The organism is Corallococcus sp. NCSPR001, from assembly GCF_017309135.1.
In the GTDB taxonomy this organism is placed as follows: domain Bacteria; phylum Myxococcota; class Myxococcia; order Myxococcales; family Myxococcaceae; genus Corallococcus.
This window is the reverse complement of sequence record NZ_JAFIMS010000002.1, coordinates 2,837,107-2,853,888: the sequence shown is the minus strand read 5'-3', so window position 1 is coordinate 2,853,888 and position 16,782 is coordinate 2,837,107. Positions and strand designations below refer to the sequence as shown.

Annotated in this window: 11 protein-coding genes; 5 read left to right on the top strand and 6 right to left on the bottom strand. The window is 71.1% G+C overall.

Annotated features, from left to right (window positions below; translation table 11 throughout):
* Positions 1-67: 67 nt before the first annotated feature.
* Entirely contained in the window at positions 68-397 is a 330-nt protein-coding gene (locus JYJ93_RS13835; protein WP_206790945.1) for a hypothetical protein, read from the bottom strand.
* A gap of 95 nt (positions 398-492) precedes the next feature.
* Complete coding sequence (locus tag JYJ93_RS13830) at positions 493-2,346, bottom strand: aminopeptidase P family protein (RefSeq protein ID WP_242543795.1); 1,854 nt, start codon at positions 2,344-2,346, stop codon at positions 493-495.
* Positions 2,347-2,608: 262 nt separating this feature from the next.
* On the opposite strand from JYJ93_RS13830, the gene JYJ93_RS13825 reads away from it, so the two are divergent.
* Positions 2,609-3,853, top strand: a complete 1,245-nt coding sequence (locus JYJ93_RS13825) for a glycosyltransferase family 4 protein (protein ID WP_206790942.1) — start codon at positions 2,609-2,611, stop codon at positions 3,851-3,853.
* A 749-nt stretch (positions 3,854-4,602) separates the two neighbouring features.
* Here the strand turns inward: JYJ93_RS13825 and JYJ93_RS13820 are convergent.
* Complete coding sequence (locus tag JYJ93_RS13820) at positions 4,603-5,739, bottom strand: glycosyltransferase family 4 protein (protein WP_206790940.1); 1,137 nt, start codon at positions 5,737-5,739, stop codon at positions 4,603-4,605.
* A 21-nt stretch (positions 5,740-5,760) separates the two neighbouring features.
* On the bottom strand, positions 5,761-6,900 hold the full coding sequence (locus tag JYJ93_RS13815; protein ID WP_206790938.1) for a glycosyltransferase: 1,140 nt from the start codon (positions 6,898-6,900) through the stop codon (positions 5,761-5,763).
* A gap of 218 nt (positions 6,901-7,118) precedes the next feature.
* Between JYJ93_RS13815 and JYJ93_RS13810 the strand changes: the two genes are divergently transcribed.
* Positions 7,119-7,640 carry a DUF2007 domain-containing protein gene (locus JYJ93_RS13810; RefSeq protein WP_206790936.1) on the top strand — a complete coding sequence of 174 codons (522 nt, stop codon included), beginning with the start codon at positions 7,119-7,121 and terminating at the stop codon, positions 7,638-7,640.
* Between the two features lie 210 nt (positions 7,641-7,850).
* Positions 7,851-10,049 (top strand): DUF4082 domain-containing protein, encoded by a 2,199-nt coding sequence (locus JYJ93_RS13805; protein ID WP_206790935.1) that lies wholly within the window; start codon positions 7,851-7,853, stop codon positions 10,047-10,049.
* Between the two features lie 85 nt (positions 10,050-10,134).
* On the opposite strand, the gene JYJ93_RS13800 is transcribed toward JYJ93_RS13805, so the two are convergent.
* The gene (locus JYJ93_RS13800) at positions 10,135-11,391 is read right to left on the bottom strand and encodes an RNA polymerase sigma factor (RefSeq protein WP_206800293.1); all 1,257 of its coding nucleotides are present in this window, start codon (positions 11,389-11,391) and stop codon (positions 10,135-10,137) included.
* A gap of 126 nt (positions 11,392-11,517) precedes the next feature.
* Positions 11,518-13,623, bottom strand: a complete 2,106-nt coding sequence (gene fusA / locus JYJ93_RS13795) for an elongation factor G (RefSeq protein WP_206790933.1) — start codon at positions 13,621-13,623, stop codon at positions 11,518-11,520.
* Positions 13,624-14,144: 521 nt separating this feature from the next.
* Between fusA and JYJ93_RS13790 the strand changes: the two genes are divergently transcribed.
* On the top strand, positions 14,145-15,647 hold the full coding sequence (locus tag JYJ93_RS13790) for a hypothetical protein (RefSeq protein WP_206790931.1): 1,503 nt from the start codon (positions 14,145-14,147) through the stop codon (positions 15,645-15,647).
* A 101-nt stretch (positions 15,648-15,748) separates the two neighbouring features.
* Positions 15,749-16,777 (top strand): prephenate dehydrogenase/arogenate dehydrogenase family protein, encoded by a 1,029-nt coding sequence (locus JYJ93_RS13785; RefSeq protein WP_206790929.1) that lies wholly within the window; start codon positions 15,749-15,751, stop codon positions 16,775-16,777.
* Positions 16,778-16,782 lie beyond the last annotated feature (5 nt).

Below are 16,782 nucleotides of genomic sequence, written 5' to 3'. Positions count from 1 at the left end.
CCCCGCCAGCGGACACTGTCCGCCTGGACGGCATCAAGAGCTGGAGCCGCGGAACTTCCGGCCGCGTCTACAGCTTGACCTGGCAGGCCTTGAGGTTGGTGTTGCTGACGCCATTGCAGGCGAAGCTCTCGCGGCAGTCGGAGCCGGAGTCACAGACAGGCGAGCACATCAGCGTGTCGAACTGGCGCGTGCACAGCGTGCCGGACGGACAGCCTCCGCCCTCCCCTTCCGCTGTGCAGTCCTGCGCGCAGAAGGTACCGGGGAAGTCCCTGCGGCAGGAGAGCCCGGCGTCACAGCCTTCCTCGCCGCAACCCTCACCCACGCCGCCCGTGCTGTCTCCACAGGCCAGGAGGAGGAGCCCCGCCAGCAGGGGGAACAGCACTCGGGTCAATCGCATATGAAGTCCTTCCAATCACATGCAGGGCCGGCCCCCTGCACGGCCCAGCATGCGCCCCCGTGGGGCGGCGCGTCCAGCGCCGCGAGCAGTGAGGCTCAGAGCGGCTGGGTGCGCTGCTTCAACCAGTCGCGCGCCGCGCCTTCGACGTGGGGTTGGAGCCTCTCGCGCACGGTGGCGTGATAGGCATTGAGCCAGTCCACCTCCTCGCGGGACAGCAGGGACGGGTCCACCAGCCGCGTGTCGATGGGGCAGAGGCTCAGCGTCTCGAAGCGCAGGAACTCACCGAACTCCGTCTTGCGGTCGGGCACGGCGGCGAGGAGGTTCTCGATGCGGATGCCCCAGCGGCCCGGACGGTAGAGGCCGGGCTCGTTGGAGGTGATCATCCCCGGCTCCATCGCCGTGGTGATGTCATTGGACAGGACCTGGGAGAAGCCGTGCGGCCCCTCGTGGACGTTGAGGAAGAAGCCCACCCCGTGGCCCGTGCCGTGGCCATAGTCCAGCCCCTCCGCCCACAGCGGCGCCCTCGCCAGCGCGTCCAGGTTCGGGGAACGGGTCCCCCGGGGGAAGCGGGCGCGGGACAGGTTGATGTTCCCGCGCAGCACCAGCGTGAAGTCGCGCCGCTGCTCGGGCGTGGGCTCGCCCACGGGGACCACGCGGGTGATGTCCGTGGTGCCGGACGTGTACTGGCCGCCGGAGTCGATGAGCAGCAGGCCCTGCGGCTTCTGCCCCGGCAGGCACACCGTCGCGTGCGAGTCCTGCGTGGCCCGGTAGTGCGGCATGGCCGCGTTCGCGTTGTACGCCGCGATGGTGGAGAAGCTGAGCGAGACGAAGCCCGGACGCCGCGCCCGCTCCGCGGAGAGGCGCTCGTCCACGGTCAGCTCGGTGATGGGCTCGCGGCCCAGGGCGGACTCGAACCAGGCGAAGAACGCGCACAGCGCCGCGCCGTCCTGCTCCATCGCGTCGCGGAAGTGCGCAAGCTCCGCGTCCGTCTTGCGCGACTTGGCCACGGTGGACGGGTTGAGCCCCTCCACCACGCTCACGCCCTTGGGCACCGCCTGCCGCAGCCCGTGGGTGATGCGCCGCGGATCCACCAGGAGCCGCGTCCCGTCCGGCAGCGCCCCCAGCGCGCGGGCCGCCTCGTCGTACGGGTGGAGGGTGACGCCGTCCGCTTCCAGCTCCGCGCGCAGCGCTTCCGGGACCTTCCCCTCCCCGATGAACAGCCGGGCGCCACCGGGCTCCACCAGCAGGTGCGCGAGGAACAGCGGGAGGTGCTCCACGTCCGCGCCGCGCATGTTCATCAGCCACGCGACGTCATCCAGCGTGGAGATGAAGTGGTGCGTGGCGCCCAGCACGCCCATCTCCGCGCGCACGGCCCGCAGCTTGTCGGTCCGCGCCACGGGCGACAGCGCGTGCGTGAACACGGGCGCGGCGGGCAGGGGCGGCCGGTCCGTCCACGCCTCCGCCACCACGTCCAGGTCCGTGCGCAGCACCAGCCCCGCCGCGGACAGCTGCGAGGCCGCCGAGCGCGCCACGCCCAGTCCCAGCACCGCGCCATCCACCGCCACCGTCTGCCCCGGCGGCACGTTCGCGGCCAGCCAGTCCAGGTGTGACTGCCCGGGCGCGCTCGTCGCCCGCACCGTCGCGATGCCGCTGCCCTTCAACTGGGTGTCCGCCTGCTCCCAATAGCGGCTGTCCACCCAGAGGCCGGCGTAATCCTCCGTCACCACCAGCGTGGCCAGTGAACCGGTGAAGCCAGACGCCCACTCCCGTCCCTTCCAGCGGGCCGGCACGTAGGTGGACAGGTGCGGGTCGCTCGTCGGGACCCAGACCGCCGCCACACCGCGCTCCCGCATCACCTGCCGCACCCGCGCGATCCGCTCGCGCGCCGCGGCCCCCTGCGTCTGCTCAAGGCCCATGGCGTCCTCCGTCGTTGCGTCGTGCGTCCTCATGCCGCAAACCGCGCGTCTTTTCGAGGCCCCTCACGGGCAGGGGGCCACCGCGTGGGTCAAGACCGCCGGGAAGACGGCTGTTGCTCGGAAGACGCGGTGCATCATCCCGTTGCATCGCGAATGAGCGATGTGTTGTCCATCGACGGGAAAGCGCCGCGTGGGCCTGGGCCCATTGCCTCCGGGTGCTTACCAAGCCGGTGGCCGCGGTGAGGAGCACGCGGCCGGTTCCACCCGTCTCCTGAAGCAGGCCTGGATTCCCACCGTGCGACGCGTACTCGCCATCCTTCCCTACGTTCCGCTGCCTTCGGATACGGGCGGCACCCTGCGCACGCTCGAGCTTGTGCGTGCCCTTGCCTCGCGCTTCACGTTGGACGTGTTCGCGGTGCACCGGGCGGGCAACGATGCCGAGGGCTTCAAGCGCTGGCTGGGAGAGCTGGGCGTGCCGGCCTCGCGGCTGCATCTGGTGGACCTGCCGCGCGTGGCGCCCGAGGAGACGCTGAACAGCACGCGGGCCTTCCTGCGGGGCACGCCGCTCACCTACGTCCGCTTCGCGCGGCAGAGCGTGCAGGACGCCTTGCGCCGGGTGCTGGCGGAGCGCGGTCCCTTCGACATCATCCACTTCGACCACCTGCACATGGCGCAGCTGTTGCCGCTGGCGCGGCGGCTCAACCCGTCCGCGCACCTGGTCATCGACGAGCACAACGTGGAGAGCCAGCTGCTCGCGCGGATGGCGCCGCTGAGCCCGCCGCCGATGCGGCCGTTCCTGCGCTGGCAGTTCAACCGGGTGGAGCGGCTGGAGCGCGAGTGCGTGAGCCAGGCGGACACCGTGCTGGCGTGCTCCTCCGTGGACGCGGAGCAGTTGCGCGCCATGGGAGCGAAGCGGGTGGAGGTGGTGCCCAACGGCGTGAAGCTGCCGGACTTCGCGCCCCGGGAGAGCAAGGGCGACGACCTCGTGTTCGTGGGCTCCATGGACTGGTGGCCCAATGAAGACGCGGTGCTGCTGTTGGCGCGCGAGGTGTGGCCGCTGGTGTCGTCGGAGCTGTCGACCAGCAAGTTGATGGTGGTGGGCCGCAGTCCGCCCGCGTCCGTGCGAGCCCTGGAGAACGAGCGGCTGGTGGTGACGGGCTCGGTGCCGTCGGTGGCGCCGTACCTGGCGCGGGCATTGGCAACGGCCATTCCGCTGCGAGCGGGCAGCGGGACGCGCCTGAAGGTGCTGGAGGCCGCGGCGGCGGGTGTGCCCGTGGTGGCCACGCGCCTGGCGGTGGAAGGCCTGCCGGTGGTGGAGGGGCAGCATGTCCTCCTGGCGGAGTCTCCTCAGGAGTTCGCCGCCGCGCTGCGCCGGCTGCGCAATGATCCGGACCTCTGCAGCCGGCTCGCGCAGAACGCCCGCCGGATGGCGGAGTCCTTCGCATGGGACGGCATCGGGGCCGGGCTGGGCGAGCTCTACCTGAACGCCGTGTCCGCGAGTGGCGAAGGGAAGAAGCTCTCCAGAGAGGAAGCCGTCTGAGCCACGGGGCAGCGTGCGGAGAGCAGCCACCGCACGTCCAGGCCCGCCATGGATGACACCTGGGGACTCGCCCGCCGGGAGCGCGCCGCGAAAACCTGTCCGACTGTCCGACAGGTTTTGGGCGACCATCGCCGGCAGGAGCGGCCGCGCACCCGAGGCGTGGAAACCGGTCCGACTGTCCAACAGGTTCTGGGCGACCACCGCCGGAGCGGCGGCCGCGCACCCGAGGCGTAGAAACCGGTCCGACTGTCCGACAGGTTTTCAGCGGCCGCAGCCGAGGGGACGGCCGCGCACCCGAGGCGTGGAAACCGGTCCGACTGTCCAACAGGTTCTGGGCGACCACCGCCGGAGCGGCGGCCGCGCACCCGAGGCGTAGAAACCGGTCCGACTGTCCGACAGGTTTTCAGCGGCCGCAGCCGAGGGGACGGCCGCGCACCCGAGGCGTGGAAACCGGTCCGACTGTCCGACAGGTTCTGGGCGACCACCTTCGACGGGTGCCCCCGCCCAGCCGGGCATTGAAGACCGGTCCGACTGTCCGACAGGTTTTCAGCAGCCACGGAGGGTGGGTGCCGCCGTCCGTCGAAGCCGTGGTGACCTGTCCGACAGGTTCCGGGCGGCCTCGGCTGGCGGGAGCAGAGGCCCATCCGGGTCTTGGAAACGTGTCCGACTGTCCGACAGGTTCAGGCCGCACCGGGCAGGAGGGGCTCCGCTGCGATGCCCTGGGGACGAGCGCTGATGCCCCGGTTGCCCTACCCGGCCGCGACCTGCTCTTCGCGCGGGTCCGTCAGGGCGGGCAGGTAGAGGGATTCGATGTAGCGATCCGCCATCCGCTCCGGTGCGTGGTGGGCCACGACGTACTCACGCGCCGCCTGCGCCATCCGCTTGCGCCAGCCAGGCGCCGAAAGCAATCCCGCGAGCGCCGAGGCCAGTGTGCCCGCGTCTCCCGGTGGCACCACGAGCCCGCGCCCTGTCCCCAGCACGTGAGGTAGCTCTCCGACCCCGGACGCCACCAGCGGCCGTCCCAGCGCCATCGCCTCCAGCGCCACCAGCGGCATGCCTTCGCGCAGGGACGGCATCACCACCGCGTCCGCCGCCGCGTACACGCTGCGCACCTCCGAGCGGAACCCCAGGAAGCGCACCGGCAGACCTCGAGCCTGCGCTTCCAGCGAATCACGCAGCGGACCGTCGCCCACCAGCAGCAGCGTGGGCACCGTGGCGCCGGGCGTCCGGGCCAACCGGTGCATCGCGTCCATCAACACCTGGGGACCCTTCTCCACCGACAGGCGTCCGACCATCGCGATGACAGAGCCTTCCGGCGCGAGCCCCAGTGCCTCGCGAGACTGGAGCCGCTCCGCGTCCGTGCACTCGTCCGCGAGCGGCAGCGCATTGGGGATGTAGACCACCGGCGAGCGGTGGACGTACCGGCGCAGGCGCGCGGTCAGCTCGCGCGATACCGCAGCCACCGCGCGTGTGCAGTTGCCCAGCACGCGCGCGAAGCCCTCGTAGGCGACCAGCGCGGGTGTGGCGCCGGTATCCCCATGGTACGTCGCCACCAGGGGCACTCCGGCGAGCGCGCTCGCGGCGGCCCCCAACGTGAGCGACTTGTAGTCATGCGCGTGCAGCAGCCCCACGCCGCGTCGGCGGACCTCCGAGGCGAGCGTCGCCACGGCCATCGCGCTGAAGCGGCCGGGCACCTCCAGCGTCAGCGCGTCCAGCCCCTGCTCGCGAGCCGCGCCCGACAGCACGTCCGCCCGCCCGGGCGGAACGAGGCTGCACACCAGCGCGCGCCACGGCGACGGCGTGGACGCGGCCAGCGACAGCAGCGCTCGCTCCGCGCCATACAGGCCGCAGGTGCTGCGCACATGGAGGATGGTGGAGTGCGGCACGCGTGATTCTCCAGTGCCCGCTCACGCCTGGGCGCGAGCCGCGGCACCCCGGTAGAGCTTCGCGTACGTGTCCACCATCGTGGACAGCGAGTAGCGCTGTGCCTCGCGCTTCGCGGCCTCACCCAGGCTCGAGCGCAGCTCCGCGTCGTGGACCAGGCGCTTCACCGCGCCGCCGAGCGCATCCACATCCTCGGACTTCACCAGGAGCGCCGTCTGGCCATCGCGGTGCACCTCGCGGATGGCCGGAATCGCGTGCGACACCGTGGGCAGCCCCACCGCCATCGCCTCCAGCAGCGACAGCGAGCGGCCCTCGCGACGGGACGGCTGAACGTAGACGTCGAAGGCGGGCAGAAGCTTGCTCGCCTCCAGCAGCGCGCCCGTGAAGTGCACCCGTCCGGCCAGCGGAGACGCGGCGGCACGCGCGCGCAGCGAGGCCTCCATCGGGCCGGGACCAATCATCACCAGGTGCGTGTCCTTTTCGTCCGCGAAGTGGCGCAGGAAGGCGTCCACCAGCAGGTCCGGGCCCTTCTCCTCGGAGAGGCGGCCCAGGTAGCCCACCACCCGGGCGTCCTGCGGCAGCCCCAGCCGCTCACGCGCGGCCCGGCGAGCCTCCTCGCCCGTGGCGACCTCCAGCGGCACGCCGTTCTCGATGGTGACCACGTTGGAGAGCAGCTTCGGGCTCCAGCGCTCCAGGCTGGCGCGCACCTCGCTGCCGCACGCGACCAGGGACTGGGTGAACATGGCGGCGGCCATGGCCGCGGGGCGCAGCTTGCCCTGCGGCTCCACCGTCTGATGGAAGGTGCCCATCACCGGCGTGCGCGGGCGCAGCGTGCGGGTGGCGACGGCGTTGAGCCAGGGCCCCACGTCGTGGCCGTGGACCACGTCCGCGCCAAAGGCATCCACCTCCTGGGCCAGCCGGCGGATGGCCGCGGGCGTCATGCCAGCGAGGCCTCCCAACCAGACCGTGGGGACGTTGGCGCGCTGGAGCAGCTCGCGCACCGGACCGTCCGGCCCCAGGGCCAGCACCACGGATTCGATGCCCCTCTCACGGCCATGCTGCGACAGCCGGACCACCAGCTGTTCGAGTCCGCCCATCTCCAGGCCATACATCACGTGAGCCACGCGCGTCGGGCGCGCCGTCGGGTGCATTTCGTTCGTCATGGACGCGGCCAAGCTAGGCACGCGCCCCAGCCCCACAACCCCCCGAGGCCCGCCCACGTCCCGGAGGATGTCCAACAGTGGAAGCTCCTTCGCGGAGCGTGAAGGAACGGGGCCGCCCAGAGGAGGACCGGCCCGTTTGCCCGGGGCGTCCGTCCTACGGGAGACTCGTGTACCGCCATCGACTGGAGGCCCCCGAGGGGCCCCACCGGAGCCCGTTCTTGGGAATCCCCGATCACGACTTCCAACTGCTCACGACCTGCGGCGACGAATCCGAGGCCGCGCTCGTGCGGGCCCTGCTCCAGGCCGACAACATCCCGTGCATCGTCCAGGGCGAACAGCACCGCTCGATGCTTGGCGTGGCCGGGGCCTTCATCGAGCTGCGGGTGCTCGTCCCGGCCGGGGAGCTCGATCATGCGCGGGAGCTGCTCAAGAGCGTGGCGCGGGACGAATCGCCGGTGGGTTTCGCCTCCGAACCGGACGCCGGCTCCGAGGAGGCGCACTGCGCGCTGCACGCCCAGCGCTCCACGGGGACCTGCCAGCGGTGCGGCACCTTCCTGTGCGCCAGCTGCGACGGGGCGAGCACCGGGCTCTGCGAGGACTGCGCCGAGCGCAAGGGCTCGGGCGCCGAGCTCCAGCGCGGCCGGAAGCGCAAGGTCGTCGCGTGGCTGATCCTCCTCTTCCTGTTCGGCCCGCCCTTCCTCCTCATGCTGGCGAGCACCCTCAACGCCCTGCTGCACTGAGACCAGGAGGCGTCTGGCATTGGGCTCTCAGGGCTGAAGCGGCGCGGACGCGAACAAGCGGTGTTGTTTCAATTCCTGGCGGAATTGTCTCGGGGACCCTGACCTTTCGCTGTCAGCCACGCAAGAATTGTCAACCATCCATGAAAAACTTGGATTCCGAGTTGACGCCATGCGAAGCCACCGTCGCCTTACTCATATCAGGAGTCCGACGTGCTTCGACACGCATCACGCTGGGTTGCGACAGTCATACTGGGTTTCACCTGGATTCAGACGGGCTGTGCCCCCGCGGAACCGCCCACCGCGCAAACACCGGAGACGGCCACCGCCGAGCAGCCGCTGCTCACCGGTGAGCGGTCGCTGCTGGGCACCACCGCGCTCCCGGCCGTGACGGCCGCGGATGACAGCGCCGCGGTGGAGCTCGGCGTTCGCTTCCGCAGCGACGCTCCGGGACGCATCATGGGCGTGCGCTTCTACAAGGGCCCGGGCAACACGGGCACGCACACCGGCAACTTGTGGACGGCGTCCGGGTCGCTGCTGGCCACCGCCACGTTCCAGAACGAGGCGGCCTCCGGCTGGCAGGAGGTGCGCTTCGCCTCGCCGGTCACCATCGCCGCCGACACGAACTACGTCGTCTCGTATCACGCGCCCGCGGGGCACTACGCCGTGACGAGCAACGGCTTCGCGTCCGCGCTGGATGCGCCGCCCCTGCACGCCGAGGCGGCCAGCAACGGCCTCTACCGCTACGGCACCAGCGGCTTCCCCACCAGCTCGTACAACGCGAGCAACTACTGGGTGGACGTGGCCTTCCAGCCCAACGACACCACGGCGCCGCGCGCGCCCACCAACGTCACCGCCGTGCCCAGCTCGTCCACCGCCATCGACCTGACGTGGTACGCGTCCGTGGACGGCTCGGGTGAGACGCAGGGCAATGCCCGCTGGCACCTGGTGTACCGCAACAACGAGCTCATCGCGGAGCTGCCCGGCACCACCGTGCGATACCGCGACACCGGCCTGACGCCCTCCACCGGGTACAACTACGCCGTGCGCGGCCGTGACGCCGCCGGCAACCTCAGTGCATCCTCCACGGTCATCACCGCCACCACGCTCCCCAACATGGCCTGCAACCCGTGCAGCCTGTGGAACAGCGTGACGGGCGACCCGCAGTACGAGAACGCCGACGCCACCCCCACGGAGGTCGGCGTGAAGTTCCGCACCGACGTGGCGGGCACGGTGACGAAGGTCCGCTACTACAAGGGCAGCACCGACACCGGCCCGCACGTGGGCCACCTGTGGAGCGCCACCGGCACTCTGCTGGCCACCACGGAGACGACGCCCGCGGAGACGGGCTTCGGCTGGCGCGAGCTGTCCTTCCCCACGCCGGTGAGCCTCGCCGCGAACACGACCTACGTCGTGTCGTACTTCGCCACCGGCGGGCGCTATGCCATCACCCCGTACTACTTCAGCACCGCGGGCGTGGACATGCCCCCGCTGCACGCACCCTCCACCCTGGAGGCCAGCGGCAACGGCGTTCGCAACCTCAACGGCAGCGCGTTCCCCACGGAGGCGTGGCTCAACACCAACTTCTGGGTGGACGTGACGTTCGTCCCCTCGGAGCCCACCGGCCCCGCGACGGTGGACCTGGCCGTGACGCAGTCGTTCCCCGACGGCGCGGGCGCCAACGGTGACGTGCTCTTCTACGACATCACCGTGACGAACAATGGCCCGGCGACCGCCACCAACGTCGTGCTCGACGTCCCCATCCCCGCGGGCCTGAGCTACTTCTTCTATTCAGCGAACGCGCCGCCGGTGAACGGCGGGCACTGCGGGTTCTTCAGCGACCTGCAGTGTGGCGCCCCCACCCTGGCGCCGGGCGCGAGCTTCACCATCCACGTGCAGGCCATCCCCTTCAGCGCCGGGACGTTCACCAGCCAGGCCACCATCTCCTCCTCGGAGGCGGACTTCGTGCCGGGCAACAACACGCACGCGCTGGCCATCCCCGTGGGCCCGTCCACCAACCTCGTCACCTTCGACACCTTCCCCGGCCAGGACGAGACCTTCAACGGCCCGCACGGCCCCATCCACTTCGGGCTCGACCGCTGGTACATCGCGTCGCCCTGGGGCGGGTTCGACACGAAGAGCATCTCCTTCAACGGCGGCGGCCTCACCCAGGCCAACCTGTCCATCTTCGGCCAGCGTCGCATCCTGGGCCTGGATGCCTTCACCTGGGACAGCGGCGCCACGCTCACGCTGAAGTGCATTGACCTGCCCACCCTCACCTTCCCCCTGACGGCGGGACAGGTGACGCACGTGGTGCCCACCTGGACGCAGCCGTGCACCGTCTTCACGCTGATGACGTCCAACGGCTGGGACACGAACTTCGACAACCTGGAGCTGTCTCCGCTCCCCTGAGCGCGTGACGCATGGGAGGGCGGGCATGCTTCACGGATGCCCGCCGCTCCCTGCGCGGACGTCGCCGCGACCGTGGCGCGCGGGACTACGACGGCTTCTCGCTCGAGCAGGCCGCGGCCCGCGCGCGCAGCAGCGCCTGTTCCTTCGCGTTGCGCGTGAGCGACGCCGCCCGTTCGAACTCCGCCCGGGCCTCCTTGAGGCGCCCCAGCTTCTGGAGCAGGTCGCCGCGCACGCTCGGCAGCAGGTGGTAGTGCTTGAGCGACGGCTCGGCCACGAGCTGATCCACCAGCTCCAGCCCCACCGCGGGTCCGAACGCCATCGACAGGGCGACGGCGCGGTTCAACTCCACCACCGGCGATGGCGTGAGCCTCGCGAGCACCGCGTAGAGCGCCGCGATGCGCGGCCAGTCCGTCTCCTCCGGCGTGCGCGCCCGGGCGTGGCACGCGGCGATGGAGGCCTGCAGCGTGTACGGCCCCGCGGGCCCCGCCTTCTCCGAGCGCTCCAGCGCCGCGAGCCCGCGGCGGATGAGCAGCTGATCCCACAGCGCGCGGTTCTGCTCCAGGAGCAGCACCGGCTCCCCCGAGGGCCCCACCCGCGCCCGGGACCGCGACGCTTGAATCTCCATCAGCGCCACCAGCCCGTGCACCTCCGGCTCGCCCGGCGCGAGCTCCGCGAGGATGCGCCCCAGGCGCAGCGCGTCCAGGCACAGCTCCGGCCGCATCCAGCCGTCGCCCGCCGTCGCGGCATAGCCCTCGTTGAAGATGAGGTAGACGACCTCCAGCACCGACGCGAGCCGCTCCGCCAGCTCCGCGCCGTGGGGGACCTCGAAGGGGACGCCCTTCTCCGCCAGCGTGCGCTTGGCCCGCACGATGCGCTGGGCCACCGTGGGCTCCGGCACCAGGAACGCGCGGGCGATTTCATCCGTCGTCAGGCCACCCAACAGCCGCAGCGTGAGCGCCACCCGCGCCTCCGGGGACAGCACCGGGTGGCAGGACGTGAAGATGAGGCGCAACAGGTCGTCGCCGACGTCGTCGTCCAGGGCCGCGTCCAGGTCTGGCATTTCCGCCTCCTCCAGCCCATGCCCCAGCTCCTCGTGCTTTCGCGCGAGCAGCTTGTGACGGCGCATCTCGTCGATGGCGCGGCGCTTCGCGGTGGCCATGAGCCACGCGCCCGGGTTCTCCGGCACGCCCGACACCGGCCACTTCTCCAACGCCACGACCAGCGCCTCCTGCGCCAGCTCCTCCGCCTGCCCCACGTCGCGCACCATGCGCGCAAGCCCGGCGATGAGCCGGGCGGACTCGATTCTCCACACCGCGTGCACCGCGGCCTGCGCCTTGGACATCGTCACGGCGCGAACTCAATCAAATGCACGTCGAACGGGCGCCCCGGAAATCGACACGGGGTCCGATTTTCCGCGAAGACAGCACGGCCCCGGGCCTCCCTCCTCGGGAAGCCCGGGGCCGCCACCTCACGCCCGCGCCTCGGCCGCCAGGGCAGCGGCCGGCTCCGGCACCGGCTCGTACGTCCCCAGGCGCATGCTCGCCACGGCGCGTCCCTGCGTGCGGCCGCGCAGCGCCGTCACGTAGCCGAACAGGCGCGCCATGGGCACACGCGCGGACACGCACCGCGCCGTCCCCTTCGCCTCCATCCCCAGCACCCGCCCCCGCCGCGACGCCAGGTCGCCCAGCACGTCGCCCAGGAACTCCTCCGGCGTCACCACCTCCACCTCCATCACCGGCTCCAGCCCCTGCACGCCCACGCGCCGCGCGGCCTCCTGAAGCGCCAGCGAGCCCGCCACCATGAAGGCCTGCGGCGTGCTGTCCTTCACGTGCGTGTCCCCATCCACCAGCCGCACCTCCACGTCCACCAGCGGCACGCCCTCGCGCACGCCCTTCGCCATGGCGCCCGCCACGCCCTTTTCGATGGCGGGCACCAGCTCACGGGGGATGGAGCCGCCCTTCGTGGCGTCCACGAAGACGAGCCCCGCCCCTCGCGGCGCCGGCCCCACGTCCAGCACCACGCGCGCGTACTGCCCCGGCCCGCCGGACTGGCGGACGTGGCGGTACTCCTGGCGCACCGCGCCCCCGAGCGTGTCGCGGTACGCCACCTTCGGCTGCCCCACGCGCGCCTCCACGCCGAACTCCGACCTCAACCGGTCCACGACCACCTCCAGGTGCAGCTCACCCATGCCGGACAGCAGCACCTGGCCGCTCTCCGGGTCCACGCCCAGGCGCAGCGACGGGTCCTCCGCCGCCAGCCGTTGCAGGCCCTCCTCCAGCTTCGGAAGCTCCGCGGGGGAGCGCGCCTCCACGGCGAGCTGCACCACGGGCTCCATCACGTTCAACGCCTCCAGCACCACCGGCGCCTCCGGGTCGCACAGCGTGTCGCCCGTGCGCACGCCCTTGAGCCCCAGCGCCGCGCACAGGTCGCCCGCGTGCACCTCCGCCACCTCCTCACGGCGGTTGGCGTGCATGAACATCAGGCGCCCCACCCGCTCCTTGCGTCCGCTGACGGGGTTGAGGAGCACGGTGCCCGCGCGCAGCGTGCCCGAGTACACCCGCAGGAACACGATGCCGCCCACGGCCTTGTCGCTCATCAGCTTGAACGCCAGCGCGGTGGGCGGCCCCGAGTCCGACACGGGACGGCTGACGCGCTCGCCGGTGACGGGCGCAAAGCCCTCCACGGCGGCCACGTCCGCGGGGGACGGCAGGTAGCTGACGACCGCATCCAAGAGCATCTGCACTCCCTTCTTCTTGAAGGCCGACCCGCACAGCACCGGCACCAGCGTCCGCGAAAGCGTGCCCGAGCGCAGCGCGCGCTCCAGCTCCTCCGCGGTGATGTCCTCCACCCGCCCGTCCACGAACTTCTCCATCACGCCCGCGTCCAGGTCCGCGCAGACTTCAATGAGGCGCATGCGGTACGGCAGCACCGCCTCCATCAACTCCGGAGGCACGGGCGCGCCGTCGTCAAAGCCGCCGTCGTCGCCCTGGAAGCGCACCCAGCGCATGCGCACCAGGTCCACGAGCCCCTGGAAGTCCGCGCCGTCGCCCACGGGCCACTGCACGGCCACCGGGCGCACGCCCAGCCGGTCCACCATGGACTGCACGCTCAGGGCGAAGTCCGCGCCCACCTTGTCCATCTTGTTGATGAACGCGATGCGCGGGACGCCATAGCGGTCCGCCTGGCGCCACACCGTCTCCGACTGCGGCTCCACGCCCTGGCTGGCGTCGAACACCGCCACCGCGCCGTCCAGCACGCGCAGCGAGCGCTCCACCTCGATGGTGAAGTCCACGTGGCCCGGCGTGTCCAGGATGTTGATGCGGTGGGGCACGCCCGCCTCACGCCCGTGACGCGGCTGCCAGAAGGCCGTCGTCGCCGCGGAGGTGATGGTGATGCCGCGCTTCTTCTCCTGCTCCATCCAGTCCATCTCCGTGGAGCCCGTGTGCACCTCTCCCGTGGAGTGGATGCGGCCGGTGAAGAAGAGGACGCGCTCGGTGAGCGTCGTCTTGCCCGCGTCGATGTGGGCCATGATGCCGATGTTGCGGTACCGCTCGATGCGCGTGGTGCGAGACATGGAAGACTCCCGTTCCCGTCCGGGCAGCAGGGCCCGCGGGTGTGTATTGGATTGAGACGCCGGTTGGATGAGAGGAATGGACCGGTGGCTGTCTTCAGGCGCGCACGCGCACACGGGGCCCCTGGCGGCACATCAGGCCGCCACGGCAAAGGCGCGAGGACACACGAAGGCACCCCCAGGGAGGGGACGGGCGGAGACGGAGCTCACGGTGCACGGGCAACCAGCCACGCGCGCACCGGAGGACTCCGGTCCGCCTGCTCAAATATCGAGCAGGACCTCGTGACGGGGGGCGAGGCGCACGTCCGCCGCCGGCGCGAAGGCGCTCAGGACAGGCAGGGCATGGATGTTGACGGGCCTCATGATGAGACAGGAGTAAGACAGACAGCCCCCGCTGTCAACCCGGCGGCCTCCACCGTGTTCCGGACCCGGAAATAAATCCCCGAAAGAATATCCGCCACGCCCGCCGTAGATGTGGCGGCTGGCGCCAGAAGCCAGCCCCTGACTCCTCCCGAGGGGGACGTATGTCCACGTTTCACAAGAGCCTGCTGACGGCGTCCATGGCGCTCGTCGGTCTGAATGGGTGTGTCTACGGTTACATCTACGACGCGGCGTCCGGCAGCGCCGTGCAGGACGTGACGGTGACCGTCGCCTCCGGCATCTGCTCCGGCAACGGCTGCGGGACCAACCCCACGTTCCAGAAGACGGATTCGTCCGGCCTCTACGTCTTCGACGCGTACGGCAACCACAACGGCGAGGACCACATCCAGATCATCCTGCCGGCCTCCGGCGAGGAGGCCCTGCGGCTCGTCTACTCGCGCACGGGCTACCGCACCGTCACCGTCTACCACCGGCCCAAGTACGAGACGATGACGCAGGACGGGAACAGCTATGACGTCTCCGCCGTGCAGCCCGTGTACCTGTGCGCGCTCTTCGCGCCGGACAGCGACGGCGACGGCATCTGCGACGCGGCCGAGGCCCGCTACGGCACCAACCCCAACAGCTCCGACACGGACGGCGACCGCATCAGTGACCTGGCGGAGCTGTACGGCTACGGCGGCGTGGACCTGCACTACTGGGGCGCGGATCCGCGCAAGAAGGACGTCTTCGTGGAGGTGGACTACTACGCGGACCGCAAGCCCAGCCAGGCCGTGCTGGACCGCGTGACGACGGCCTTCGCCAACGCGCCGGTGTCCAACCCCAATGGCTCCACCGGCATCGCGCTTCACCTGGTGCTGGACTCGCAGATCGCCGCCGCGGACGCCATCTCCAACCTGGACACCGGGTGGGTGGGCGTCGACAGCATCAAGAGCAAGTACTTCGCGTCGCGCCGGGCGCCCTTCTTCCACTACGCCCTGTTCGCGAACACCTACGGCGGGACGACCTCCAGCGGCCTGTCCCGCGGCATCCCCGGCCATGACCTCATCGTGACCCTGGGCAGCTGGTTCCCCGCGGGCGGGACGGAGCTCCAGCAGGCGGGCACCCTGATGCACGAACTGGGGCACAACATCGGCCTGCAGCACGGCGGCAACGACGGGGCCAACTACAAGGCCAACTACCTGAGCGTGATGAACTACGAGTACCAGACGGTCGGCCTGCGCATCGACGGCGTGGACAACGTGCTGGACTACTCGCGCGTCCGGGTGGCCGCCGTCAGCGAGTCGTCCCTCAACGAGACGTCCGCCTTCGCGCCCGTCGCCCCCACCACGGAGGCGGACCTGGCCCACATCGGCGTGCGCATCAAGGGCGTCCAGGTCGCGGGCACCGCGAGCGCCAACCTGGACCTCAACAACAACGGCGTCATCCAGACCACGTCCTACGCCCTGGACCTCAACCGCGACTTCGACACCCTGGACACCTTCCCGGCGTCTCAGCATGACTGGCTGGCCCTGGTGTACGACGGCGCCGGGCAGATTGGCGACGGCTGGCTGGGCACGACCCAGGGCCTGAGCCGCCCGCAGCCCTTCTTCGTCATCCCGGAGACGACCCCCTCCTGCCTCACGGCGGAGATGGTTCGCGCCCGGTAGTCCCAGGTCCTCCCGTCCTGGCAGGTCGTCCTCCGCCGGGTCCCTCATCCCGAGGGATCCGGCGGTCGTTCATGGCCCCGTGCCCGCGTAGACTCCGGTGCATGTCGCATGTCGCACTCGTGGGCTACGGACGTTTTGGACGCGCGCTGGGAACGCTGCTGGAGGCGGTGGGCGTGGAGCACCGGGCCCTGGACCCGGTGGCGGACATCCCGGAGCCGCTCCGCGCGCACTCGGTGCGTGAGCTGCTGGAAGGGGCGGAGCTGGTGGTGGTGGCGGTGCCAGTGCCCCAGATGCGGGACGTGCTGCGCTCCCTGCGGCCCCACTTGAGGCCGGAGCACCTGGTGCTGGACGTGGGCAGCGTGAAGGTGAAGCCCGTGGAGGCGCTGACGGAGGTGCTGGGCGCCCAGGTGCCCTGGGTGGGGACGCATCCCCTCTTCGGCCCCTTGAGCCTGGCCATGGCCGAGCGCCCCATGCGCGTCGTGCTCTGCCCCAACCCGCTGCATCCGGAGGCCGCCCCGCGAGCCCGGCGCTTCTACGAAGGACTGGGCTGCGAGGTGATTGAGCAGACGCCGGAGGGCCATGACCAGGTGATGGCGCGCACGCATGCCCTCACCTTCTTCGTGGCCAAGGGGATGGTGGACTCCGGCGCGGCGGCGGACGTGCCCTTCGCGCCCGCCAGCTTCAAGGCGCTGTCGCGCACGATCGAAACCGTGCGCGCGGACGCGGGCCACCTCTTCAACGCCATCCAGCAGGAGAACCCCTTCGCCACACAGGCGCGAGGGCAGCTGCTCACGGCGCTCCAGGGCATCCACCGCGACCTGGAGACAACGCCCACGGTGGCCCAGGCGCCCGAGGCGGCGGGCGTCGCAGTGCCCGGGCTGGAACCGGAAGCCCCCGCGCCCCGCGAGCCGCGCGAGCACATCGATGCGCTCGACCGCGAGCTGGTGGAGCTGCTCGCCCGCCGCGAGGAGCTGTCCCGCCGTCAGCGCCGGACGCAGGAGGCCGGGAACGAGCCCGCTCGCACGGAGACGTTGCTCGCCGTGCGCCGGGCGTGGGCCCGGGAGCTGGGCGTGGACGCGCAGGAGGTGGAGGCCGTCTTCCGCGTCGTGCTGGGCAGCAGCCTGCGATGACGCGG